Here is a 23,456-nt window from a genome sequence, read left to right on the forward strand (position 1 = left end):
TGTGGACAGCTTATTTTACAAGATCGGTCTGATCGACCATACCCCATTTCGCTTCAGGCGGCTGATAACTTTCAAACTGGCGCAAAATATCATCCAGATTATCACTCACAATTAAAGCATCGCTAAAGCGCGCTTTGGTAAAACCTTTCTCAGTCGTCATATGGATAAATTTGAGTAAATCATCGTAAAAACCATCTACATTTAAAAAAGCACAAGGCTTTTTATGAATTCCCAACTGTGCCCAGGTCCATTGTTCAAAAATTTCTTCCAGGGTTCCAGCACCACCCGGAATGGCAATAAATCCCTGTGCCAGTTCCGACATGCGGGTTTTACGTTCATGCATATTATCGACCACAAATAGCTCGGTAATATGCGGATGCGCCAGCTCACGATTGACCAGCTGTCTTGGAATTACGCCAATCACCTTGCCACCAGCAGCCAAAGCACTATCAGCGATAATTCCCATCAAGCCAGAACGACCACCGCCATAGACCAGCGTCTGATGCCTTGCTGCCAAGGTTTGGCCAACCTTTTCGGCAATCTGGGCATAGAGAGGATCCGAGCCCAGTGCTGAACCACAAAAAATTGCAATAGAATTCATCATTTCACTCTCCAATTGACGCTATATTGTACGAAATCGCTGCAAGCGCGCTTTTTCCAAAAATAACTGCTTAATATCAGTGTTTTTATTCAATTCCTTGTCTAAAATACACCCATTCCAATTCACATACTGCGCCAGGGAGAAAAGACAGCATGCTTGAAGCCTTTTACGCCACAGAGCGCGGTAGCTTAGAAGATATCACGATTAATGGTGATTTCGACCTGCATCCAGATTTAGTATGGCTTGATCTGATTGCACCTTCACAAGAAGAGCAGCAATGGATTCTAGATGCCTATGCGCAAAACTTACCGACCTTAAAATCGCTGGAAGATATCTCCTCTAGTGCCCGATTTTACCGTGATGATGACGGTATTTTGCATATCAGCACCTATTTTTTAACCAAAAATAAAAACTATCAGGTCGAGAATGAAAACGAAGATGAATCCAGCATGCTGGCGACGGTACAAACCGTAGCATTCATTCTGCATAAGGACCGTCTTTTTACCTTGCGTGGCGAAAAGCTGGTGGCCTTTCGTGCCTTCCGTGCCCGTGCGCGCCGCAATGATTATGAAATCGATTATAAAGATCCGACCTGGATTTTATTGGGCCTGCTCGAAGCCAAACTGGATGAGCTGGCCGACATTCTGGAAGATGTACATAAAGATTTAGAGAAATATTCAACTGAAGTGTTGAATAACCGCCATCGCGAGCAGATTCTCGATCTGGATGACATGATTACCCGGCTAGCTCAACTGGAAGATATGCTTGGTAAAGCGCAGCTCTGTCTGATCGATTTACGTCGTGTTCTGACTTTCCTGTCTCGTCCACGCGCCTTGGGCAGTCATATTTATGATGCGGATATCCGAGAACTCAGTGAAGATGTGCGCTCGCTGGTGGAGCATGATGCCTTCCTGTTCCAGAAAGTGCGCTTCCTGCTCGATACCACGTCCGGATTCATTAACACGGAACAGAACGATACGATTCGTCGATTCTCGATCCTGCCAAGTATGCTTGCACCGCCGATGCTCATTGCCAGTATTTATGGCATGAATACCGAAGTTCTGCCTTTTGCACAAGGCTCCATGAGCTTCATTATGGTCAGTATTATTTTGATCGGCTTTTTGATCGGGCCATTGATTTACTTTAGATGGAAGAAGTGGATTTAATTTCTTCACCCTCTCTCTAACTCTCTCCCATAGGGAGAGAGGACTTCCAATATTTATTGAGATAGTAGTTTTTAAAAATATCATTTCTATCCATAAATTTAGAGAGGAAGTTCCCTCTCCTTTTAGGAGAGGGTTAGGGTGAGGTCATATTTTAATCCTTCCTAACGTCCTTTTGATAAAGGAAGGAATTTACTTTTAAAATGTATCAACAATAAAAAAAAGCACCTTTCGGTGCTTTTTTATTTTTTTTATTTACTGAATGATCTGTAAATCATCCTGTAAATGACAGGCCTGAATGATATTCATCATTTTAGCAGGGACAGCTTTAAACTGTAGTCCTTGCGCTTGAGGCGTCTGGCGCAACCAGCGCACCAATACTGCCAAAGCCAAAGTACTACCACTTTCAAGCCCAGCTAGATTAACCACAAGCGGAAACTTGCTCTGTGACTGAACCACACGCAGACCATTTAGGTAATAGTCCTGCGCATTGGCATAGTCAATCTTGCCTGAAACCTGCAATTCCTGATCCTTGAATACAATCACGGCTCACCTATCTGATTATTTCTTGTTCTTGTCGATTGCAGCTTCTGCATCCGGTTTGAAGTTAGCAATAGCTTTATCTATATTACCGCCATTACGTTTTACTGTCGCAGCAAACTGGTTACGGAATTGCAAACCTAGATCGATACCCGATACGTTGATGTTGCGGATTTTCCATTGTGAGCCTTTGTCCACCAGCTGAAACGCTACCGGAATTTTCTCGCCTTTATTATTAAAGTCGATGGTTACAACAGGGTTTTTGCTGTTGCTGGCCTTGTATGGACGCACGCTATAGGTCTGATTACTAAACTTGGAAAATGCAGAACCATAATTTTCAATGAGCGTTTCACGGAAATTCTTTTCAAACTGCGCGCGCTGTGCAGCAGTACTATACTGGTTCGTCGCATAAGTCCCCATCACAATACGCGTGAAAGACTGTGAATCAATGTATGGATCCAGATTCTGGCGGACAATCGCTTTTACCAGCGCCGGATTGTTCTGCAATTTTGCATTATCAGCTTTGAGGCGCTCAATCAAACCATCTGCCACTTTTTTAATAAAAGCAGGTGGTGCTTCAGACGGTGCAGCAAACACTGTACCAGCAACCATTGTGGAAAGAATGCTTGCTGCAAGCGTTTGTTTTACTAAAGTTTTCACTGAAATCTCCTCAATCTATTATTCAACAAATGCAGGTTCTGCATCAGTCGATTCTGAAACTGTCGCCTGTTCTGGGGTAGTTTCTTGACTATCCGACGATTTACCGGCACCGCCAGTAATGAACTTCGTCACTAAATCTTCAATTTCCATGGTGCCTTGGGTATTGGCAATCTGATCACCACGTTTCAAATAGTTCAGACCACCACCTGGAATAATTTTCAGGTATTTTTCACCCAATAACCCATTGGTCGCTACCATAATATAAGCATCCTCATCAATATTGGTGATGGATTTCATGTTAGCTAACAGTTGTTTTTCCATGTCTTTTTGTTGCGCAGGTGCAGCCGCAGTATAGTCCGAACTATAACGTAACTCTTCCAGTGCTTCCTGCTGAACCTGCTTTAACTGTTCAGCATTAAATGAGGTCAATGAGCCATCCAGGGTCATATGCACGGTTGCCAGACGCGTCACTGGATCCAGGGTAATGTCATCCACCTGCCCCACTTTCACACCACTCAATGCCACTTTGGCACGCGGCTTGATCCCATTTACATTTTCAAAAGTCGCTGTCATTTTATAGCTGTCGGAAATATTGTGTCCGACCAGGCCACTGACACGCATCGCCAGGAAAAATAAGGCAATACCAAACAAAATAACAAAAACACCAACGGCCAGCTCACTAGTACGTGATTTCATTAAACACCTCCGAACATGACCGCAGTCAACACAAAGTCAAAGCCTAAAACGCACAGCGAAGAATACACGACTGTACGCGTTGTAGAAGTTGCAATACCTTCTGATGTCGGGACACAGGCATAGCCCTGATACACCGCAATCCAGGTACAAATTAATGCGAATACAAAACTTTTAATAATGGTGCCGTTCAAGACATCTTTATAGAATTGCACACTGCTTTCCATGCCGCTCCAATAAGCGCCTTCATCGGCACCCAGAAAATCCACCCCGACCATTTTGCCGCCCATAATCCCGACTGCGGCAAAGATGACGGAAAGCATTGGCAAGCTAAAAATCCCTGCCCAAAGACGAGGCGAAATTACCCGTTTTAATGGATCGACGCCGATCATTTCCATACTGGACAATTGCTCAGTGGCTTTCATCAGACCAATTTCCGCAGTCAAGGCTGAACCGGCACGTCCTGCAAACAGCAAAGCAGCGACCACAGGTGCCAGTTCACGCAGCAAGGTCAGCGCGACTGCTGTTCCTAGCATCGACTCACTACCAAAGGTCGACAAGATGCTAAACATCTGCAAACCAAGCACAGACCCAATAAACAGGCCAGAAACCACAATAATCAGCAGGGACAATACCCCAACCCGATACATCTGATAAATAAACAGCTTTACGCCAAGCCAGGTCGGTATGGAAAATAAAATCTGCAACAGCATCAGGGTTGCGACCCCAATCCCCTGTACACGTTCAATAACGCGTCTACCTAATGCGGCAATTGCATTCATGAACGAACCTCATCACTTAAATAAGCTTGATGACTAAACTGATAATCCACCGGACCTTCTACCGAACCGGTCAGGAATTGCTGTACAAAAGCAGACGGATGCGCTTTCAGCTCTGCCGGAGTGCCCTCGCCCTGAATTTTGCCTTCTGCCACCACATAGATGTAGTCTGCAATCGATAAAGTTTCTGCAACATCATGCGAGACAACAATCGTGGTTAAGTCCAGTGCTTCACGTAATGAACGGATCAGACGAGTCAAAACGCCCATCACAATCGGATCTTGTCCGGCAAAGGGTTCATCGTACATGATCAGCTCAGGATCCAGCGCAATCGCACGGGCCAAAGCCACGCGTCGGTTCATACCACCGGATAGTTCAGATGGCATCATCTGTTCTGCACCACGTAAACCGACTGATTCCAGCTTCAGTGCCACGATTTCCTTAATCAGATGTTCCGGCAATTTGGTATGTGCCCGAATCGGAAATGCGACATTTTCATACACGCTCATATCGGTAAACAAAGCACCGCTCTGAAACAACATACCCATCCGTGCACGTGCTGAAAAAAGTTCGGAACGTGACATCGTGGCAATATCTTTGCCGTCCAATAAAACCTGACCGTGCTCAGGAACCAGTTGCCCACCAATCAGTCTTAATAAGGTGGTTTTACCAGTACCGGATGGTCCCATAATGGCCGTAATCTGCCCACGACGAATATTTAAACTCACGTCGTCATAAATCACGCGCTCACCCCGCTTGAAGCTTAGATTCTTGACTTCAATCAGAGATTGAGTATCTCGCGCTGTTTGATTTTTCATAGCTGAGTTTATTCCTGCATTTTTTCAGCATGCATACTATAAAGGAACGAAGTTCAAAATGTTAGCAGTTGAAAAAGATGGTTTAATATCATAAAAAAATGACAATAATGGATTGTTTCGTATTTTTTATAATAAAAATATGCACTTAAGATTTAGTCAGGTACATTGATTAATTAAAAAGACTGTATAAATAATAGATAATATTACACAAAATCAAAGTCAATGCGATATATGGCATATACACCTCTATCAATTGAGATCGAAGAGCTAAGCTTTTCATATTAATAATTATCATAACCCTGACAAAATATGATTTAGTAGACATTTTACGTTAAAAAGCAAAAAACTCAATGCATAAAAAAACCGGTATTTCTACCGGTTTTTTATCTTCATCTAGCGACTGAATTAGTCGTTAAATTTACGACGTGGACGATCTTCACCACCGAACGAACGTTCACCACGTGGCTTGTCATCAAAGTTGCGACGTACTGGACGATCACCGAAATCACGCTTTGGACGGTCATCACCGAATGAACGCGCTGGACGATCACCGAAACCGCCTTCACGACGTGGAGCAGGACGATCACCAAAATCACGTTTTGGACGATCACCATAACCGCCTTCACGAGCTGGTTTATAATCTACACGGTTGCCACGGTTGTCATCATTAGAACGAGGACGGTCACCAAAACCACCTTCACGACGTGGAGCTGGACGATCACCGAAGTCACGCTTTGGACGGTCATCAAACGAACGTTGTGGACGATCACCGAAACCGCCTTCACGACGTGGAGCTGGACGATCACCGAAGTCACGCTTTGGACGGTCATCAAACGAACGTTGTGGACGATCACCGAAACCGCCTTCACGACGTGGAGCTGGACGATCACCAAAGTCACGACGTGGACGATCTTCGCCAAATGCCGGACGTTCGCCACGAGGTTTGTCATCGAAGCTACGACGTGGACGATCATCACCGCCTTCACGACGTTTGAAGTTGCTTTCGCCTTCAAAACGACGACCGCCACCGAAACCACCACGACCGCCATCACGACGACCACCATCACGGCCACGACCGCGACCAGCGCCATCACGGCTACCACGTGCAGGAGGTGGAGATGGCTCAAGACCTTCAATTTCAGATACGTTTAGACGCGCATCAAGGAAGTCTTCTAAAGCACGGATTTTACCGCGTTCACGGTAAGTCGCCAAAGTAATGGCTTTACCAGTACGACCCGCACGACCTGTACGACCGATACGGTGTACATAGTCTTCATTCTTCATTGGAAGACCGAAGTTGATGACGTGTGAAATAGTTGGTACGTCAAGACCACGCGCTGCAACGTCAGTTGCAACCAAGATCTTCGCACGACCTTCACGGATGCTGCGTAAACGACGGTTACGAACAGTTTGTGGCATAGCACCGTGAAGCGCTACAACTGATAGACCTGCTTCAGCAAGTTCTTCAGCCAACATATCTGTGTCTTCTTGAGTTGACGCAAATACAACTGCTTGATCAACGTCTTCTTCGTTCAACCAGTGAGTAAGAAGTTTTTTCTTGTGCTCGAAACCGTCAGTCCAATGCAAAGTCTGAGTAATATCAGTATTTGTAGAGTGACCAGTTTCGATCGAAATACGCATTGGATCATTCATCATGCGTTCTGCAAGTGTAATGATACGTGGTGCAAAAGTCGCAGAGAACATAAGAGTTTGTTTGCGGTTTGCAGCCAACTCACCAATTGCTTCTAAGTCTTCAGAGAAGCCCAGGTCAAGCATACGGTCAGCTTCATCGACGATTAACGCGTCAACTTTATCCAATTTGATTTGACGACGATTCACCAAGTCAAGTAGACGACCTGGAGTTGCAACAACAACTTGCGCGCCTTTCAACTGTTGAATTTGTTTACCAAAAGGCATACCGCCCATGATTGCTGCAATACGAACACCTTTCATGTGACGTACAAATGCGATTGCGTCTTGACATACCTGTTGTGCCAATTCACGAGTCGGTGAAATCACCAAAATATTCGGTTGAGTAACCGCTTTCATACGGTCTTTAAACGGTACTAATGTATCTTGGTTTGCCAACGCATTTAACGTAGGCAGTAAGAATGCAGCAGTTTTACCAGAACCTGTTTGGCTTGACACAAGAAGGTCTTTGCCTTCAAGCGCAGCTGGAATCGCTTGTTCTTGTACAGGAGTAGGAGTAGTAAAGCCTAAAGCGTCGAGAGCCTGTGTTAGAGATTCGTCGAGGGAAAAATCAGCAAAAGTTTTGCTCATAGAGAGTATTCACCCTGAAGTGGGTGCTCCATTTAATAAATAACAATTATGGACATCGGCAAAAAGCGGCACAGCAAATAATGCTGAAAATATTAGGATTCAGCAGCGATCCGAGTAACGACGATGTGGATATAACGCACGCATGATTACGGCCGCAAACCTGAAGGAATCGCTTAAGCGATTGGGGCGCGAAGGATATGTCCTCTCTATGGACAGCACGCGCATACAATGATTAGAAGATAGTGTTCAGGTAAAGAACAGAAATTAAGTGCGTGGCAGAATTATAGCAGAATATTTCACAATGTCATTAAGTTTTAAAACTAATTTTCCTTATTCACAATTTATCTATATATTTCTAATACTTAAAATATAATAAAAAATGTAACAGATGGTATAAAAAGTCACTTTTCGCCAATTCACCTGATATTTCCAGTATTCAAGCAAACATCAATACCCCTATACCAGTCTCTCGCGACTTAAATTTCCGTGCATAAAAAAGGCATCCCGAAGGACGCCTTTTCTCAATATTAGATCTGATTCATCTAAACCCGATTATTTTGCTGCTTCGCCCCAAGCAGGAACAACTGCTTGCATTAAAGGCTTAAGCATTTTCATTGAACAAGCCAAAACTTGACCATTTTCCATAGAGTCGCTACCACCACGTGCATCAACTACAGTACCGCCTGCTTCTTTTACGATCAATTCGCCAGCTGCGATATCCCAAGGCTTTAAACCAAGTTCGAAATAACCATCGAAACGACCTGCAGCAACATAGGCTAAATCCAATGCTGCAGAACCTGAACGACGATATTGCGCGCCAGCTTCAGTTACATTTAACAGGGTTTGAAAATGGTTCTTGGCATAAGACACAACTTCGCCATTACGCTTGGCACGATAAGCGTGACCAACAGCCATAAAAGTATTTTCCAGGCTGTCTTTAACATTCACACGAATACGGCGCTGGTTCATCATGGCACCACGACCACGACTGGCAGAGAATAGCTCATCTTTCACCGGGTCATAAATCACCCCGTGTTGAGTAATGCCTTTGTGCTGAACTGCGATAGAGATACAGAAATGCGGGAAACCGTTAATGAAGTTTAAAGTACCATCTAGCGGATCGATCACCCAACACCAATCGGCGTCATGACCTTTACCTTCCTGATAGCCAAACTCTTCACCAAGGAAACTGTGATTTTTATAGCTTTTACGTAGGGTATCGATGGTCAACTGTTCCAAATAACGATCTACACGCGTTACCGGACCATCAATTCCTTTTTCTTCGACTTGTAGATCGAGTTTATGACGATTCTGATGCGCTTTTAAAAGCTCTTGACCAACTAACTGAGCCGCACGCGCAGCCATCACCACCATAGGTTCCATTGAACACCCACTACAAATTTGAAGACACTGATAAAGAATAATGCATAAAAGCCCCGATATCTTAGCAAATATCGGGGCTTTTTTGGGAAAAATGTGTCTAAAATTTTTAAGAACTTATGACAAGATGCTTTGCCCCAGGCTGGACCAAGCCTGATTGATCGATTTTTCAATGCCTTGCGTATCCAGACCCGCTTGCTGCAACATCTGTGCATGGGTCGCTTGCGCCATAAACGTATCATCCAGACCCAGATTCAACATCGGTTTGACAATCTGTGCTTCTGCCAGATATTCATTCACGGCACTACCTGCACCGCCCATCACTGCATGTTCTTCCACCGTGACAAACAGACTGGTGCTTAAAGCGAGATCATCGAGCATTTGAGTATCCAGTGGTTTGACAAAACGCATGTTAACCACACGCACGCCAATCTCATGTTTCACGGCAAATGCTTCAGCAGCGTCGACTGCAGCCTGTACCCGGCTACCAAATGCCAGTATAGAAATATATTCATCATACTGCCCATTAAAGCTGGCCACAATTTCCGCCTGACCGATCGGAATCTCGATCATCTTTTGCTGGATATCGACGCCCAGTCCATTGCCACGCGGATAACGTACCGCTGCCGGCCCTGGATACAAATACGCTGTATGCAGCATTTGACGGCATTCATTTTCGTCTTTCGGCGCCATGATCACGATATTCGGGATAGTACGCATATAGGCATAGTCATAAGCACCGGCATGCGTCGGGCCATCTTCACCAACCAGACCGGCACGATCAATACCGAAAGTAACATCCAGATTCTGCAAAGCCACGTCATGTACCAGTTGATCATAACCGCGTTGCAGGAAAGTCGAGTAAATTGCAACCACCGGCTTCAAGCCTTCACAAGCCATACCGGCAGCCAAGGTAACCGCATGCTGTTCGGCAATCGCGACATCAAAGAAACGTTCTGGATATTCTTTGGCAAATTTGACCATGCCTGAGCCTTCGCACATCGCAGGTGTGATTGCGAGCAAACGGGCATCTTGTGCCGCTTCATCGCAAAGCCATTGTCCAAATACATCCGAATATTTCGGTGCAGTATTGCTGGCGGCAACGGCGTTGATTTTGCTAATCGCGTGATATTTGATTTGATCGGATTCTGCCGGAGCAAAGCCTTTGCCTTTTTTAGTATAGATATGAATCAGGCGTGGGCCTTTACGCTTTTTCAGCGCATTAAAGACATGCACCAGCTGTTTGACATCATGACCATCGTACGGGCCAAAATAGTCAAAGCCAATGGCTTGGAATAAGTTATCTGCAGCATCGGTCGCTGCACTGTGCAAACGCGAGTTATACAACCATTCTGGATGTGGCTGTACATATGCCTCACCCTGCTCGGTAACATTAACGAACTCACCGCGCTCCCAAATGGCAGCCAGATGTTTGGCAAAACCACCGGTACTGCAAGAAATCGACATATCATTGTCGTTCAGCACCACCATCAGATCAGCACTGTGTGCCACGGCATCATTCAAGGCTTCAAAAGCCATACCTGCCGTCATGGCGCCATCGCCAATAATTGACACAACTTCACACGGATTATTCTGATAACGACGTGCAAGCGCCATACCTAGGCCAGCAGAAATTGCCGTCGAAGAATGCCCTACCCCAAAAGTATCAAACTCAGATTCTTCACGAGCCGGGAACGCTGCCAGACCGTCTTTGGCACGAATGGTGGTGAGCTGTTCACGACGACCAGTCAACACTTTATGCGGATAGGCCTGATGACCTACATCCCAGATCAGGCGATCATGTGGCGTATTAAAGCAATAGTGTAAGGCCACGGTGAGCTCAATTACACCGAGGTTGGCACCAAAATGTCCGCCACTTTGCCCGGCAGCATACAAAATGAATTGACGTAACTCATCCGCCACTTGTTCCAGCTGGCTTTGCTCGAGTGCACGCAGTTGCTCAGGATGATTGATCGCATCAAGCAACGGTGTTACAGGGCGTTGAGTTGGGATTTCTGTATACAGCATATTATGGCAAAGCCTTCTAAAGCCTGGCAAATCTAAAGCTAGGTCAATGGGGAGTACCCGATCATATAGCTGAATTGTAGCAGCTTCAATTCAGCTACGCTTCTAGCGATGCAATATTAAACAATGATCTCGTCGGGGTGAAAAATTGCAGCCTACGATTATCCTGAATAATCTTACTATTTATCAACTATTATCGTTCGCTTTCTACAAAAAAGAAAATCTATTGCAGAATTTCGACTTTGCAATTCTACCAATGTTCAAGCATTACGCTATACTTTAGCCAATTTCAGGATTTAACGGGTTCAGCTGTGCCAATCGAATTTGTCGCAACGTCAAGATTACCTACCGCTCACGGTGAATTTAAAATTACTGTATTTCAAGACCCTAAGACCGGTGAAGAACATGTCGCACTTTCCAAAGGACTTGAAGAAGTATCAGATGAGCCTGTAGTGGTGCGTGTGCATTCTGAATGTTTAACCGGTGATGCCTTTGCTTCACTCAAATGCGACTGTGGCCCGCAATTGCAAGCGACTTTAAAACTGATCAATGAATTGGGCCGCGGGGTCATTCTGTATTTGCGTCAGGAAGGTCGTGGCATTGGCCTGACCAATAAAATTCGCGCTTATGCCCTGCAAGATCAGGGACATGACACGGTCGATGCCAATCTCATGCTGAACTTGCCAGCAGATGCACGCCAATATGATATGTGCAGCATTATGCTGGATCATTTACAGGTCAAAGCAGTACGTCTTGTGACCAACAATCCTTCCAAAATCGAGGCTTTAAAAGCCCAAGGGATTAATGTGGTCGATCGTGTGCCTTTGACTGTAGGCTTAAATCCTTTTAATGAACAATATCTTAAGACCAAGCACGAACGCATGGCACATCTTTATCAGAAAGAAGATTTTTAATATTTTTAACCCCCGTCCCACCTTATTTTAACTTAATCCCTCCAAACCTCCCTTTCTTGCGCTTCGACTTAAAGCCATACTTAAGTCTTGCTCAGGGAGGCTTTCCCTCTTTTTCTTAAAAATGGAGTTAGGGGAAGATTAAATCGTCATGGAAAAAATCCGGTTCTCAGGCATCCGTCGTTTTAAACGTAAATCAAAAGCCATACAAATATTGCGTACAAATGGTTTCCCTTTCTCCAGAATCGTGACTGACGAGTCTGAAAATTGAATCAAACCATCCTGTGCCATTTCCTCAAGCTGTTCCAAAACCTCATCAATTTCAGGGAAAAGCATCTCGGAATTTTCCCATGAGGTGCTAAAGCTGCACATCAAATTTAGAATATGTTGCCGGATGATCAAATCTTCCTGATTTAAGACATGTCCTTTAAATACCGGAATTTCATTGCGCGCCAGGCATTCATAATATTCTTCAATGGTTTTCACATTCTGGGCAAAGCTGTACCAGCTATCGCTGATCGAAGAAATCCCGAGTCCAATCATCACCTGGGTTTTAGAGGCGGTATATCCCATAAAATTGCGGTGCAATGTTCCAGCTTGAAAGGACTGGTACATCGCATCTTTTTCTAAAGCAAAGTGATCCATGCCAATTTCATGATAACCATGCGCGAGTAACTTCTTTTTACCTTCTTCATAGCATTCCCGTTTGATCGCATCTTTGGGCACATCGGCATCTTTAAAACCGCGCTGACCATTACCTTTAATCCAGGGCACATGTGCATAGCTATATAAAGCCAGACGGTCCGGCAAGAGCGAATTGGTTTGTTCAATAGTATTTAAAACATCATCCAGACTCTGAAATGGCAGACCAAAGACCAGATCATGGGAAATTGACTCATAGCCAATTTCACGTGCCCATTCGGTCACCTGTTTAACATTTTCATAAGGCTGAATCCGGTGAATCGCCTTTTGCACGGTTTCATTATAATCCTGCACCCCATAACTGACCCGACGAAAACCCAGATCATACAATCCTTGCAAATGCTCACGTGTGGTATTGTTAGGATGGCCTTCAAAACTGAATTCATGTACAGGCGCTATGTCAGCTTTGGCCAGAATGCCTTGAATCAGTTGAGCGAGATGCGCCATTGAAAAAAAGGTCGGCGTCCCCCCGCCCAAATGAATCTCTTTAATGATGGGCTTTTCTTGTAATAGCTCACAATATAAATCCCATTCTTTTAATACCGCCTGAATATAAGGCTGTTCCATTTCATGTTTTTTTGTGACTCTCTTATGGCAACCACAAAAGGTACACAGGCTTTCGCAAAATGGTAAATGGATATACAGACTAATGCCTTCGTTTTGATTGGATTCTGCAAAAGACTTTTTTAGCGTTTGCTTCCATTGTTCCAGTGAGAAATTCTGCTCTTCCCAATATGGAACAGTGGGATAACTGGTATAGCGTGGCCCGGGAACATTGTATTTTTGAATCAGGGAATTGACCTGTACCGACATGAGACCCACCTATTACCGTCGAGAAATGCTCAAGCCAATGAGCGCTTGTGAGTTATTGTGCTAAGCTTGAAAAAAGAATTCAACCTAGCCATTTAGTCGGATTTAATGATGCATTCTGCTTATGAATAGTGGAATGTAATGTCTGGGTTGATGAATTGCATCACCAAATTAGACCTTAATCTTTGACTGATTTTATGCTTTGATGTCGTTAGTTTTTTATTTCCCTACGAGGGCTCTGATGCAGCATCCTACATCTACGGATATTCAACACGTTCGTGAATTTCTCCTCGACTTGCAGGCACGGATTTGTGCAGCATTAGAACAGCAGGAACGTGCTGGCGGCGGTACGGCCGAATTTATCATCGATGACTGGGAGCGTCCAGAAGGTGGTGGTGGCCGTTCACGTGTTTTGCAAAATGGTACGGTGATTGAAAAAGGTGGGGTAATGTTCTCTCACATCAACATTTCCAAGCTACCTGCTTCTGCGACCGAACGCCATCCCAATATTGCCGGTGCCAAAGCGCAAGCGATGGGGGTATCACTGGTCATCCATCCAAAAAACCCGAATATACCGACTTCGCATGCCAACGTGCGTTTATTTGTGGCAGAAAAAGAAGGCCAAGATCCGATCTGGTGGTTTGGTGGTGGTTTTGACCTGACCCCATTTTATCCGAATGATGAAGATGTATTGTCCTGGCATCAAACGGCGCATGATCTGTGTGTGCCATTTGGCGAAGAAGTTTATTCTGAACATAAACAATGGTGTGATAATTATTTTTATCTAAAACATCGTGATGAACAGCGAGGCGTTGGCGGCTTGTTTTTTGACGACCTAAATCAATGGGATTTTGAAACCTGTTTCCAGTATATACAGGCTGTAGGCAATGGTTACTTAGAAGCCATTCTGCCGATTTTCCAACGCAATCAGGATAAGCCTTATACCGAAGCACAACGCGAGTTTCAGTTATACCGTCGCGGCCGTTATGTGGAATACAATCTGGTTTATGACCGCGGCACCCTGTTTGGCTTGCAGACTGGTGGCCGGATTGAATCGATTCTGGTCAGCCTGCCCCCGCTTACCGGATGGTCTTATCGTCCTGAATGGGATGAAGGCTCACCGGAAAAACGTTTAACAGATTACTACCTGAAACCACATGACTGGTTAACAGAATTAAAATTCAATGCAATGAAATGATACAAACAGCCCTCAAATAGAGGGCTGTTTTAATAGATATATCCTCTATACTGCTGCATAGAAATACCTGATTTGATCGCGGCACCCTATCGCTACATCGATCATATTCCATTTGATGTCTAGTGAGAATAACAATGCATAATCTTCAATTAAATCTACCTGTGTTGGCCTTTTGGCTTTTTCTGGCTCTCGCCATCAGCGCGATGAGTACTGCAATTTTGAGTCATAATCTGATTCTGGATGGTGCCGCTATTCTGGTGAGTATCCTGACTGGGTTTGGGGTTGTTCTCAGTATGGCGCTGATGTTTGCGGAACATATTATGGATATTTGTAGTTCCTAAAAACCTGATAACTTAGCAGCAATTTAAAATCGCGCAAGCTTTAGTCCCTGCGCTTTTTCACGTATATTGATGGCCATTTCCGCACATGGACATTGTGAAATGAGCAAACAATTTGCCGTGATTGGTAACCCGATTGAACAATCACGTTCTCCAGAATTGCACCACGCCTTTGCAGCCAAAACTGGTGTCGACCTGAATTATAGTAAACGTCTGGCGCCACTGGATGGTTTCAAAGCCGATATTCAGGAATTCTTTGGCCAGGGTGGTAGCGGCATGAATGTCACCGTACCCTTTAAAGAACAGGCTTTTACCCAATGTCAGGTGCTAAGTGAACGGGCCAAAATTGCCAAAGCAGTGAATACTTTATGGATGGAAAATGGTGTCCTGCATGGCGACAATACCGATGGTCAGGGACTGGTTGAAGCAATTCGAGCACTAGATTGGCCACTGGAAAATACAGATATTTTAATTATTGGTGCAGGCGGTGCCACGCGTGGTGTAATTTATCCCCTAGCCCAGGCAGGTGCGAAAAAAATCGTGATCGCCAATCGTACCTTGGCACGGGCGGAACAACTGGTCGCTGATCTTCAGAATGCCGTACCGCAAGTCGAATTACAGGCGATTTCACTAGACACTTTAGCCGGTGAATTTGATTTGATGATTAATGCCACTTCTGCCAGTCTCAGCGGTGATGCCCTGGTTTTACCGGAAACGCTACAGTTTAAACGGGCCTATGAAATGGCCTATGGCAAACCTTCTTCCTTTCTGGATCAAGCCAAGGCACGCGGTGTACCGACATCTGAAGGTTTTGGCATGCTGGTCGGTCAAGCAATTGAATCTTTTTACATCTGGAATGGTATCAAACCGGATTTAAAAGAGTTTCTTTAAAACCCCTATCTCTCTAATGAGTTCAGTTCGGGTTGCAACTGCAACCCTTTACTTCCCTCCTACTACTTTTTATAAGCTGAAAAACCATGGATTGGTTTTAATGACATTTTAAAATGAGTTATTTTGCCACCTGAATCCGAGCACAATTCATACAAAAATATACTGGACAAATCACCTTTTAACTCATTAAATTCCATTGATATAACAAGTTTTTAATCTTCCTGTAATGTAAACACCTAATGATGAAATTCGATGATTTCATTCATTAGTCTTAAAAATCGATTAGCTTTTCTGACATTTTTATTCACTGAATTCATCAATGTTTTTTTATCCCGAATGTGAATAATCAAAGAATCGATACAGATAATCCAAAACTAATTTCAATCAGGATTAAACGCATGCCAGCATATAAAGCCCCTTTACACGACATTCGCTTCCTTATGAATGAAGTGCTTGACTACCCTGCGCACTACCAGAATTTGTCGAATGGTGAATATGCCGATGCCGACACGGTAGATATGATCTTAGAAGGCGCTGCAGATTTCTGTGAAAATGTACTGTCGCCGTTGAATCAAAGCGGTGATGAAGAAGGCTGTCATTTTGAAAATGGCGAAGTAAAAACACCGAAAGGCTTTAAAGAAGCTTACGACCAGTTCGTACAAGGTGGCTGGCAAGGTCTGTCTTATCCTGAAGAATTTGGTGGCCAAAACCTGCCAATGTCTTTAAACCTGATCAAATCGGAAATGATGGGGACTGCAAACTGGTCATTCCAGATGTATCCGGGTTTAAGTGTGGGTTGTATCAACACTATCATGCAATATGGTACCGATGAGCAGAAAAACACGTATCTGCCTCACTTAGTTGCAGGAACTTGGGCGGGCACCATGTGTCTGACTGAGCCGCAATGTGGTACTGACTTGGGTCAAGTTAAGACCAAAGCAGAGCCGAAAGAAGATGGCAGCTATGCCATTTCAGGCACCAAAATCTTTATTTCCGCAGGTGAGCACGACCTGACTGAAAATATCGTACATATCGTACTGGCACGCCTTCCGGATGCACCGCAAGGTACCAAAGGGATTTCTCTGTTTATCGTACCGAAATTTATTGCTGCTGCAGATGGCGGGATCGGCGAGCGTAATCCAGTGAACTGCGGTTCGATTGAACACAAAATGGGGATTCGCGCTTCAGCAACGGCTGTACTGAATTTTGACAATGCGACTGGCTACCTGATTGGCGAACCGAATAAAGGCTTGCACGCTATGTTCACCTTTATGAACACGGCGCGTATTGGTACTGCGATTCAGGGTATTTGTCATGCTGAATTGTCATTCCAGGGTGCTTTACCGTATGCCAAAGAGCGTATGTCAATGCGCGCCCTGTCTGGCAAAAAAGATCCGGAAAAAGTAGCGGATGCGATCATTCACCATGCTGATGTCCGCCGTATGCTATTGACGCAAAAAGCCATTGCTGAAGGTGGCCGTGCCATGATTTATCATGCAGCAAAAATTGCCGACAACATGAATGATGCTTTGCTGCGTGGCGATACTGCAGCATTTGAACAGCATGATGACCATCTTGGGTTCTATACTCCAATCCTGAAAGGCTTCCTGACCGAAATGGGTTATGAGGCATCAAATCACGGTATGCAAGTCTTCGGTGGACACGGCTATATCAAAGAATGGGGCATGGAACAGATCGTACGTGACTCACGTATTTCTACCTTGTATGAAGGCACAACAGGCGTTCAGGCACTGGATCTGATTGGTCGTAAAGTGCTGTTGACCTCGAAAGGCAAAGTGATTCGTGATTACACTGCTGAAATCCTGAAATTCTGCGGTCAGCATGCACGTAATAAATATATGCGCCGCTTTGCCTGGGATTTAACCAAGCTCTGTGCACAGTGGAATGCACTAACTGTGCGTATCATGCTGGCTGCACGTAAGGACCGCGACATCGTTTCTTCTGCATCAGTCGATTTCCTGATGTTCTCCGGTTATGTGATGATGGCGTACTTCTGGGCACAACAAGCCGCAGTCGCTTCAGCCAAACTGGCTTCTGGCGATGGTGCGGAAGTACCAGAGTTCTATAAAGCAAAAATCAAAACTGCTGATTTCTACTTTGAACGTATCCTGCCACGTACCCAAGGTCATGCAGAAGCGATGGTGAATCCGTCTAAAACCATGACGGCACTCGCGCCAGAACACTTTAGCTTCGATTACTAACCAGAACACTTTAGCTTCGATTACTAAGCTGTAAATTGACTTGAAAAGGGCGCTTCGGCGCTCTTTTTATTGATGTAGATGCCCTTCTTCAACTTAAAAAACCTTTCTGGATAGAAAATATACAAATTTAATTTTATATTTTTCAACATCCTAATAAATTAGCCAAATAAAACGCTTGTATATCTCAAAATAAGCGGTATGATAATCCCAACTAGAAAAATTCTTGTTTTGGTTAGTCTTCTTTTAAGTATCGCAGTTTTAGTCATAAACCTTCGTATTACAGATCAAAAAGCTCCATCCTTTTTATTTTTCAAAGTTACAGTTAGTCATCTGAAATTTTGGCTATAAATTCATACGATTCAATAGGTTATATTATGTCTAATACAGTTAACGGTACAGTAAAATGGTTCAACGAAACTAAAGGTTTCGGTTTCATTCAACAAGAATCAGGTCCAGACGTTTTTGCTCATTTCAGCGAAATCACTGGTTCAGGTTTCAAAACTTTAGTTGAAGGTCAAAAGGTTTCTTTCAGCGTAGCTCAAGGTCAAAAAGGCCCTACAGCTGTAAATATCGTTGCTCTATAATTTAGACGCAAGATATTAAAAAAAAGCACTCTTAGAGTGCTTTTTTTGTGCCTGTAATTTCTTTCATTCAGCGCTAGTTTTTAAAGATTATTGGGTTGATCTAAAAACCGGTGTGCTCTATGCCAGGCTAAAAATACCGGATCAGGTGCAAAACGTTTTGGTACGTCGATTCGTTTACCGTGATAGGGTTTTAAATAGGCGTATAAACTCGCATCTTGCTTGGCTTGATTCGCAAGACACACTTTAAGCCCTTTATCTAGCGTGATAAATCCTTGATCAAAAGCTTGATCCAATAAAGAAGATAAACAAATTCCATTACGCGGATTTTTTCTATGTACCTGATTTTCAGACCAAGGTACGATATGAGAAGCCACTAAAAAGGCTTTGGTCTTAATACCAGAGATCGCACATTGATATTGATAATTAAGTTTAACTTGTAAAGCAAATTGCTGGTGTGGCGAACCGCGAACTTTTACATTGGCATATTGATCTTCAACACTATAATCGAGGATTTCTTGACGTAAATGCGTATCTAACAAAGCATCCTGTTTTTCGCCTATTCCTGCTAATTTAAGTAATCGCCAAAAATCATCTGCCGTGATCTCATTCATGCTATATTGTTGAAAAAAATGTTCCCAAGTATTTCCGCGTGGTTTAAAAGTCCATTGAAAATCTTCCAAATCGGACTGCAGAATAGGATCTATAAAACGTATACCATCGATCACTTTCGCAAAGACCGGTTTGGTTCGGCGTTTTTGATGATTTTGAGGAATGGCAGTACAGTAGGTGCAATAATCTTGGCTATACGGCCTGCACCATAAAGATAGAATTGATTTTTAATTTCAGAGGCTTTTTGCGGTCGTCGATATAAAAAGAAATCCCCTTCCCTGACTCGATTATATTTAGACTGATCCCAATGATATTCTTTAAAGTCCCGATCTTTATAAACCAGATGATCACTTTTACTATCAAAAATAAAGAATCGGGTATTAGTTAAATCCAGCTGTTGAAAATCCCATAATGTATCCACCTGCCCACCCTCTAGAAATTATAATATTCATTTAATTTAATCTTTGAATATTCTCAGAAAACTTCTCTCTAAGAAAGCGTCAATCAGAATTTAGGCATTTTATTTAAGGCAATAAAAAAACCCAATAGAATCCTATTAGGGTTTCTTTTAGAACAATGGGGAAATTAAATAATTAAAGAAATTCTTCCAGTACCGAATTTAAAAAGATATGCCCCTGCTCGGTACATGAAAGCCGATCTTGATCATCGACCATTAATTTTCTATCACGTAAAGAACTCAGTAACTCATCTAAAGTATCTAGACTCAAACCGGTACGTTCAGCATAGAGTTTGGCTTCCACACCCTGATTTAAACGTAAGGCATTCATCATAAATTCAAAAGACAGGTCGGCATCTTCAATGCGCTTAAACTGCACATGTTCTGCAGGTACTTTGGCTAAGTAGTCCTTAGGTAGACGGGTTTTCTGGAACCGATACACGCCATCCGGCTGAGTGACTTTGCCATGTGCTCCGGCGCCAATTGCCAGATAATCACCAAACTGCCAGTAATTCAGATTATGCGCTGAAGGCAGTTCTTTACGCCAAGCCGAAACTTCATAGTTGACAAAACCCTGGGCTTTTAAATAAAGCTCACCCTGCTCCTGAATATCTTCCAATACTTCATCGACAGGCAAAATCGGTTGAGTCCGGAAAAATACCGTATTGGGTTCAATCGTCAACTGATACCAGGAAATATGCGTAGCACCCTGTTCTACCGCCAGTTTTAAATCATGTAAAGCCTGTTCTAAAGTCTGTTCCGGTAAACCATGCATCAAGTCGACGTTAATGCGCTGAAAGCCAGCTTCACGTGCCAGCCCAATGGCAGAAATCGCATCTTCATTGCTGTGAATCCGTCCCAAACGCTTGAGATGCTCGGTATTAAAACTCTGCACCCCAATTGACAAACGATTAATGCCGGCCTGCAAATAACCGGCAAACGGATCATGTTCGACCGTACCGGGATTGGCTTCCAGCGTAATCTCACAGCCTTCGGCAAAGGGAATAACGGCTTTGAGCTGATCAAATAACCATTGATAGCCTGGGGCAGAAATCAGTGACGGCGTCCCCCCACCAATAAAGACACTGTGAATCTGCCGGCCTTGGGCAAAATCGACCTGAGTTTTAAAGTCTTCCACCAGTGCTCGTAAATATTCCTGTTCCAATTCCAGTGATAGCTGACCATCCGGAACCGCATGCGAATTGAAGTCACAATAAGGACATTTGCGCACACACCAAGGCATATGAATATATAAGGACAAAGGGACAGCAGCAGGATTCAATTCAGCCAAAGAACTACTCAAAAACGATTACAAGATATAGCCGAATTTTAACATGACTAGGCGGCAACACTGCTAAAATTAAATTTGATCGTGTGATATGTCTAAAAATTTAAATAGAATTAGTCAGTTAAAATTATGAAAATATCTTCTCAACTTATTATTTTACTTCCTTTGGTTTTTGCAATCGGTGTTTTATTGACACTCCAGACTGCAATTAATATACAACTGAAAGAATATTTATATTCTCCTATTCAAGCTGCATTTTTTTCCTTTTTGATTGGTACAATAGTGCTCGCCGTAATCGTACTTTTTCAGTCCAATCCCAAACCCGGTTTACAGGAATTGATGAGTGTTCCCTGGTATTTATGGCTAGGGGGAATCGTGGGTGTATACGCGATTAGTATGAGCATTTATGCAGCACCCAAACTTGGCTTTCTGGTTCTTAGCGGTCTCATTATTTTTGGTCAGATGGTGATGTCGATGCTGGTCGATCATCTGGGGTTATTGGGTAATGAAAAAATGCCGGTTAACTGGCAACGTCTTTTAGGCGGCGTGGTAATTTTTATTGGTGTGCTTCTCACTTTACAACGCTAAACCTTCTATTTAAGCACATGATCACGATGAGTAATTTTTGTGTCGAATGTTTCACCAGTCACAACCTTTGGTTTTGAATTAAAAAAACTGTTTCATCTGATGTTACCCATTCTGGTGACCCAATTTTCTCAGGCTGGTCTGGGTCTGATTGATACCATTATGGCCGGTCACCTGTCTGCTACCGATCTTGCCGCGATTGCCGTCGGAGTAGGACTCTGGATTCCGGTGATGCTGCTGTTTAGTGGCATTATGATTGCCACGACGCCTTTGGTTGCTGAGGCCAATGGCGCACGCACACCTGAAAAAATTGCCACCATTGCACGTCAATCGCTTTGGGTTGCCCTGATTCTTGGGGTAATTGCCGGCTTGATTTTGCAACTCTTGCCGGCCACTTTGCCACTTTTAGGTGTACCGGAAAGCTTACAACCTAAAGCCGGTTTATTTCTGCATGCGATTGGTTTTGGTATGCCAGCGGTAACCATGTATGCGGCCTTACGCGGCTATTCTGAAGCGATTGGAAATCCGCGTCCGGTGACCGTGATTAGTTTATTGGCGCTGGTCTTGCTAGTTCCGCTGAACTATATCTTTATGTATGGTATTGGCCCTGTTCCGGCCCTAGGCAGTGCAGGCTGTGGGTTTGCCACGGCGATTTTACAGTGGCTAATGGTCATCACCCTCGCGTTGTATATCTTTAAAAATAAGGCCTATCAACGTACCCAGCCTTTTACCCATTGGGAAAAAATCAACCCGGAATGGATGAAGCGCATCTTACAGCTTGGCTTTCCAATCGGATTGGCAATTTTTTTTGAGGTCAGTATTTTCAGTACTGCTGCAATTGTGCTGAGTCCTTTGGGTGAGACCATTGTCGCTGCCCATCAGATTGCTATTTCTGTCACTTCACAACTGTTCATGATTCCCATGTCACTGGCGATTGCCCTGACCATTCGGGTTGGCACCTACTATGGTGAACAGAACTGGCAAGCCATGCGTAAAGTACAATATCTCGGCCTGATTACTGCCACTATTCTGGCGATCCTGACCATGATTCTGCTTTGGGTTTTCCGCAATGAAATCGTAGCACTCTACACCTCAGATCTGATCGTGACCCAAATTGCGGTGTATCTGATTCTGTTTGCCATTGCCTATCAGCTGATGGATGCCTGGCAGATCAGTGCGGCAGGTTGTCTGCGCGGCATGCAGGATACCAAGGGGCCAATGTGGATTACCATGCTGGCTTACTGGGTCATCGCCTTCCCGGTCGGGGTGTATTTGTCCCGCTTTACCGACATGGGCGCCGCCGGTGTCTGGGTTGGCCTGATTGTAGGCCTCAGCGTAGCTTGTATACTTTTATTGGGCCGTTTATATGGCAATAATAAACGCTTAAGTCTAAACAACTAAACACTTTTATTTGATTAATTTAAGCTAGAAAATGCGCTGAGATTAAAGATCCAGCGCATTTTTTAATCCTTGTGGAATCTCAGATTCATCCACTACATCTTTAATCACCACCTGCCCCACAATTACATCCGTACCATTAAAAGTCATGGTGGGTGAACCATATAGCTCATAACCTTCATTTAAGGCACGGGTCACCCGCGCACAAAAATGTACATCATCTTTCCCGGTAAAATATCGATAGACTTTCATTGAATTTTCTTCATTACTATACTCTGTTTATTCTAAGCTTTTAGCTATAAAACAACATTCAGAATTAGTACTCGGTCTTATCTAAAACGATGACGGATTCCGGCATATTCTTATAGTTTAAACGCAAGCAATAAAGATAAATCTTTTAACAAATCAAAGATGATGCATTAAACATGGAGAAGCTGAAGGAAATCACAACACAACCTCTACAATTAAATCTAGGCAATTGAACCGTTGTCACCTATGATCAAATACATCCATTCATAGTTGGT

The 23,456-nt window shown here is 43.8% G+C and carries 23 protein-coding genes; 9 read left to right on the forward strand and 14 right to left on the reverse strand.

Annotation, left to right across the window (positions count from 1 at the left end):
- Positions 1-10: 10 nt before the first annotated feature.
- The gene (locus ACP7BU_RS05230; RefSeq protein ID WP_004732303.1) at positions 11-601 is read right to left on the reverse strand and encodes a TIGR00730 family Rossman fold protein; all 591 of its coding nucleotides are present in this window, start codon (positions 599-601) and stop codon (positions 11-13) included.
- 152 nt (positions 602-753) lie between these two features.
- Between ACP7BU_RS05230 and ACP7BU_RS05235 the strand changes: the two genes are divergently transcribed.
- Positions 754-1,767: a CorA family divalent cation transporter gene (locus ACP7BU_RS05235; RefSeq protein WP_004732304.1), complete on the forward strand. Its 1,014-nt coding sequence runs from the start codon at positions 754-756 to the stop codon at positions 1,765-1,767.
- A 252-nt stretch (positions 1,768-2,019) separates the two neighbouring features.
- Here the strand turns inward: ACP7BU_RS05235 and ACP7BU_RS05240 are convergent, their stop codons facing one another.
- From ACP7BU_RS05240 to dxs, 8 genes are all read right to left on the reverse strand, one after another.
- Positions 2,020-2,310: an STAS domain-containing protein gene (locus tag ACP7BU_RS05240; protein WP_004281528.1), complete on the reverse strand. Its 291-nt coding sequence runs from the start codon at positions 2,308-2,310 to the stop codon at positions 2,020-2,022.
- Positions 2,311-2,325: 15 nt separating this feature from the next.
- Entirely contained in the window at positions 2,326-2,964 is a 639-nt protein-coding gene (locus ACP7BU_RS05245) for an MlaC/ttg2D family ABC transporter substrate-binding protein (protein ID WP_004281529.1), read from the reverse strand.
- 18 nt (positions 2,965-2,982) lie between these two features.
- On the reverse strand, positions 2,983-3,660 hold the full coding sequence (locus ACP7BU_RS05250; protein WP_195725547.1) for an outer membrane lipid asymmetry maintenance protein MlaD: 678 nt from the start codon (positions 3,658-3,660) through the stop codon (positions 2,983-2,985).
- Positions 3,660-4,439, reverse strand: coding sequence for a lipid asymmetry maintenance ABC transporter permease subunit MlaE (gene mlaE, locus ACP7BU_RS05255; RefSeq protein WP_005108586.1), 780 nt, complete (start codon positions 4,437-4,439; stop codon positions 3,660-3,662). Before mlaE ends, ACP7BU_RS05250 begins: the two co-directional genes overlap by 1 nt.
- Complete coding sequence (locus ACP7BU_RS05260; protein WP_191111855.1) at positions 4,436-5,254, reverse strand: ABC transporter ATP-binding protein; 819 nt, start codon at positions 5,252-5,254, stop codon at positions 4,436-4,438. The genes mlaE and ACP7BU_RS05260 overlap by 4 nt, the downstream gene beginning before the upstream one ends.
- 405 nt (positions 5,255-5,659) lie before the next feature.
- Positions 5,660-7,534 carry a DEAD/DEAH box helicase gene (locus ACP7BU_RS05265; protein ID WP_004281533.1) on the reverse strand — a complete coding sequence of 625 codons (1,875 nt, stop codon included), beginning with the start codon at positions 7,532-7,534 and terminating at the stop codon, positions 5,660-5,662.
- Between the two features lie 552 nt (positions 7,535-8,086).
- Entirely contained in the window at positions 8,087-8,917 is an 831-nt protein-coding gene (locus ACP7BU_RS05270) for an inositol monophosphatase family protein (protein ID WP_004281534.1), read from the reverse strand.
- Positions 8,918-9,031: 114 nt separating this feature from the next.
- Positions 9,032-10,942 carry a 1-deoxy-D-xylulose-5-phosphate synthase gene (gene dxs / locus ACP7BU_RS05275; protein ID WP_425879464.1) on the reverse strand — a complete coding sequence of 637 codons (1,911 nt, stop codon included), beginning with the start codon at positions 10,940-10,942 and terminating at the stop codon, positions 9,032-9,034.
- A gap of 308 nt (positions 10,943-11,250) precedes the next feature.
- Here dxs and ribA point away from each other — a divergent pair, with 308 nt between their 5' ends.
- Entirely contained in the window at positions 11,251-11,853 is a 603-nt protein-coding gene (gene ribA / locus ACP7BU_RS05280; protein WP_425879540.1) for a GTP cyclohydrolase II, read from the forward strand.
- Between the two features lie 138 nt (positions 11,854-11,991).
- Here the strand turns inward: ribA and hemN are convergent, their stop codons facing one another.
- On the reverse strand, positions 11,992-13,365 hold the full coding sequence (gene hemN, locus ACP7BU_RS05285; protein WP_425879462.1) for an oxygen-independent coproporphyrinogen III oxidase: 1,374 nt from the start codon (positions 13,363-13,365) through the stop codon (positions 11,992-11,994).
- A 238-nt stretch (positions 13,366-13,603) separates the two neighbouring features.
- Here hemN and hemF point away from each other — a divergent pair, with 238 nt between their 5' ends.
- The 5 genes from hemF to ACP7BU_RS05310 all read left to right on the forward strand — a co-directional run bounded on the left by hemF (position 13,604) and on the right by ACP7BU_RS05310 (position 18,595).
- Positions 13,604-14,560 (forward strand): oxygen-dependent coproporphyrinogen oxidase, encoded by a 957-nt coding sequence (gene hemF, locus ACP7BU_RS05290; RefSeq protein WP_425879460.1) that lies wholly within the window; start codon positions 13,604-13,606, stop codon positions 14,558-14,560.
- Positions 14,561-14,694: 134 nt separating this feature from the next.
- Positions 14,695-14,901 carry a hypothetical protein gene (locus tag ACP7BU_RS05295; protein ID WP_004281539.1) on the forward strand — a complete coding sequence of 69 codons (207 nt, stop codon included), beginning with the start codon at positions 14,695-14,697 and terminating at the stop codon, positions 14,899-14,901.
- Between the two features lie 99 nt (positions 14,902-15,000).
- Positions 15,001-15,789, forward strand: a complete 789-nt coding sequence (gene aroE, locus ACP7BU_RS05300; RefSeq protein ID WP_425879458.1) for a shikimate dehydrogenase — start codon at positions 15,001-15,003, stop codon at positions 15,787-15,789.
- Between the two features lie 398 nt (positions 15,790-16,187).
- Positions 16,188-18,011, forward strand: a complete 1,824-nt coding sequence (locus ACP7BU_RS05305; RefSeq protein WP_004281541.1) for an acyl-CoA dehydrogenase C-terminal domain-containing protein — start codon at positions 16,188-16,190, stop codon at positions 18,009-18,011.
- A 374-nt stretch (positions 18,012-18,385) separates the two neighbouring features.
- Positions 18,386-18,595: a cold-shock protein gene (locus tag ACP7BU_RS05310; RefSeq protein WP_004281542.1), complete on the forward strand. Its 210-nt coding sequence runs from the start codon at positions 18,386-18,388 to the stop codon at positions 18,593-18,595.
- Between the two features lie 80 nt (positions 18,596-18,675).
- Here the strand turns inward: ACP7BU_RS05310 and ACP7BU_RS05315 are convergent, their stop codons facing one another.
- From ACP7BU_RS05315 to hemW, 3 genes are all read right to left on the reverse strand, one after another.
- Complete coding sequence (locus ACP7BU_RS05315; RefSeq protein WP_425879455.1) at positions 18,676-19,275, reverse strand: HNH endonuclease; 600 nt, start codon at positions 19,273-19,275, stop codon at positions 18,676-18,678.
- A 41-nt stretch (positions 19,276-19,316) separates the two neighbouring features.
- Positions 19,317-19,625 carry a hypothetical protein gene (locus ACP7BU_RS05320; RefSeq protein WP_425879453.1) on the reverse strand — a complete coding sequence of 103 codons (309 nt, stop codon included), beginning with the start codon at positions 19,623-19,625 and terminating at the stop codon, positions 19,317-19,319.
- 172 nt (positions 19,626-19,797) lie between these two features.
- Positions 19,798-20,952 carry a radical SAM family heme chaperone HemW gene (hemW, locus tag ACP7BU_RS05325; RefSeq protein WP_425879451.1) on the reverse strand — a complete coding sequence of 385 codons (1,155 nt, stop codon included), beginning with the start codon at positions 20,950-20,952 and terminating at the stop codon, positions 19,798-19,800.
- Positions 20,953-21,078: 126 nt separating this feature from the next.
- On the opposite strand from hemW, the gene ACP7BU_RS05330 reads away from it, so the two are divergent.
- Both ACP7BU_RS05330 and ACP7BU_RS05335 read left to right on the forward strand, forming a co-directional pair.
- The gene (locus ACP7BU_RS05330) at positions 21,079-21,537 is read left to right on the forward strand and encodes a DMT family transporter (protein WP_425879449.1); all 459 of its coding nucleotides are present in this window, start codon (positions 21,079-21,081) and stop codon (positions 21,535-21,537) included.
- Positions 21,538-21,576: 39 nt separating this feature from the next.
- The gene (locus ACP7BU_RS05335; RefSeq protein WP_085064902.1) at positions 21,577-22,935 is read left to right on the forward strand and encodes an MATE family efflux transporter; all 1,359 of its coding nucleotides are present in this window, start codon (positions 21,577-21,579) and stop codon (positions 22,933-22,935) included.
- A 42-nt stretch (positions 22,936-22,977) separates the two neighbouring features.
- Here ACP7BU_RS05335 and ACP7BU_RS05340 read toward each other — a convergent pair whose 3' ends face one another.
- Positions 22,978-23,184, reverse strand: a complete 207-nt coding sequence (locus tag ACP7BU_RS05340; protein ID WP_004281552.1) for a DUF1737 domain-containing protein — start codon at positions 23,182-23,184, stop codon at positions 22,978-22,980.
- Positions 23,185-23,456: the final 272 nt, after the last annotated feature.

Source organism: Acinetobacter sp. 40AMC3-4, assembly GCF_049898185.1.
Classification (GTDB): domain Bacteria; phylum Pseudomonadota; class Gammaproteobacteria; order Pseudomonadales; family Moraxellaceae; genus Acinetobacter.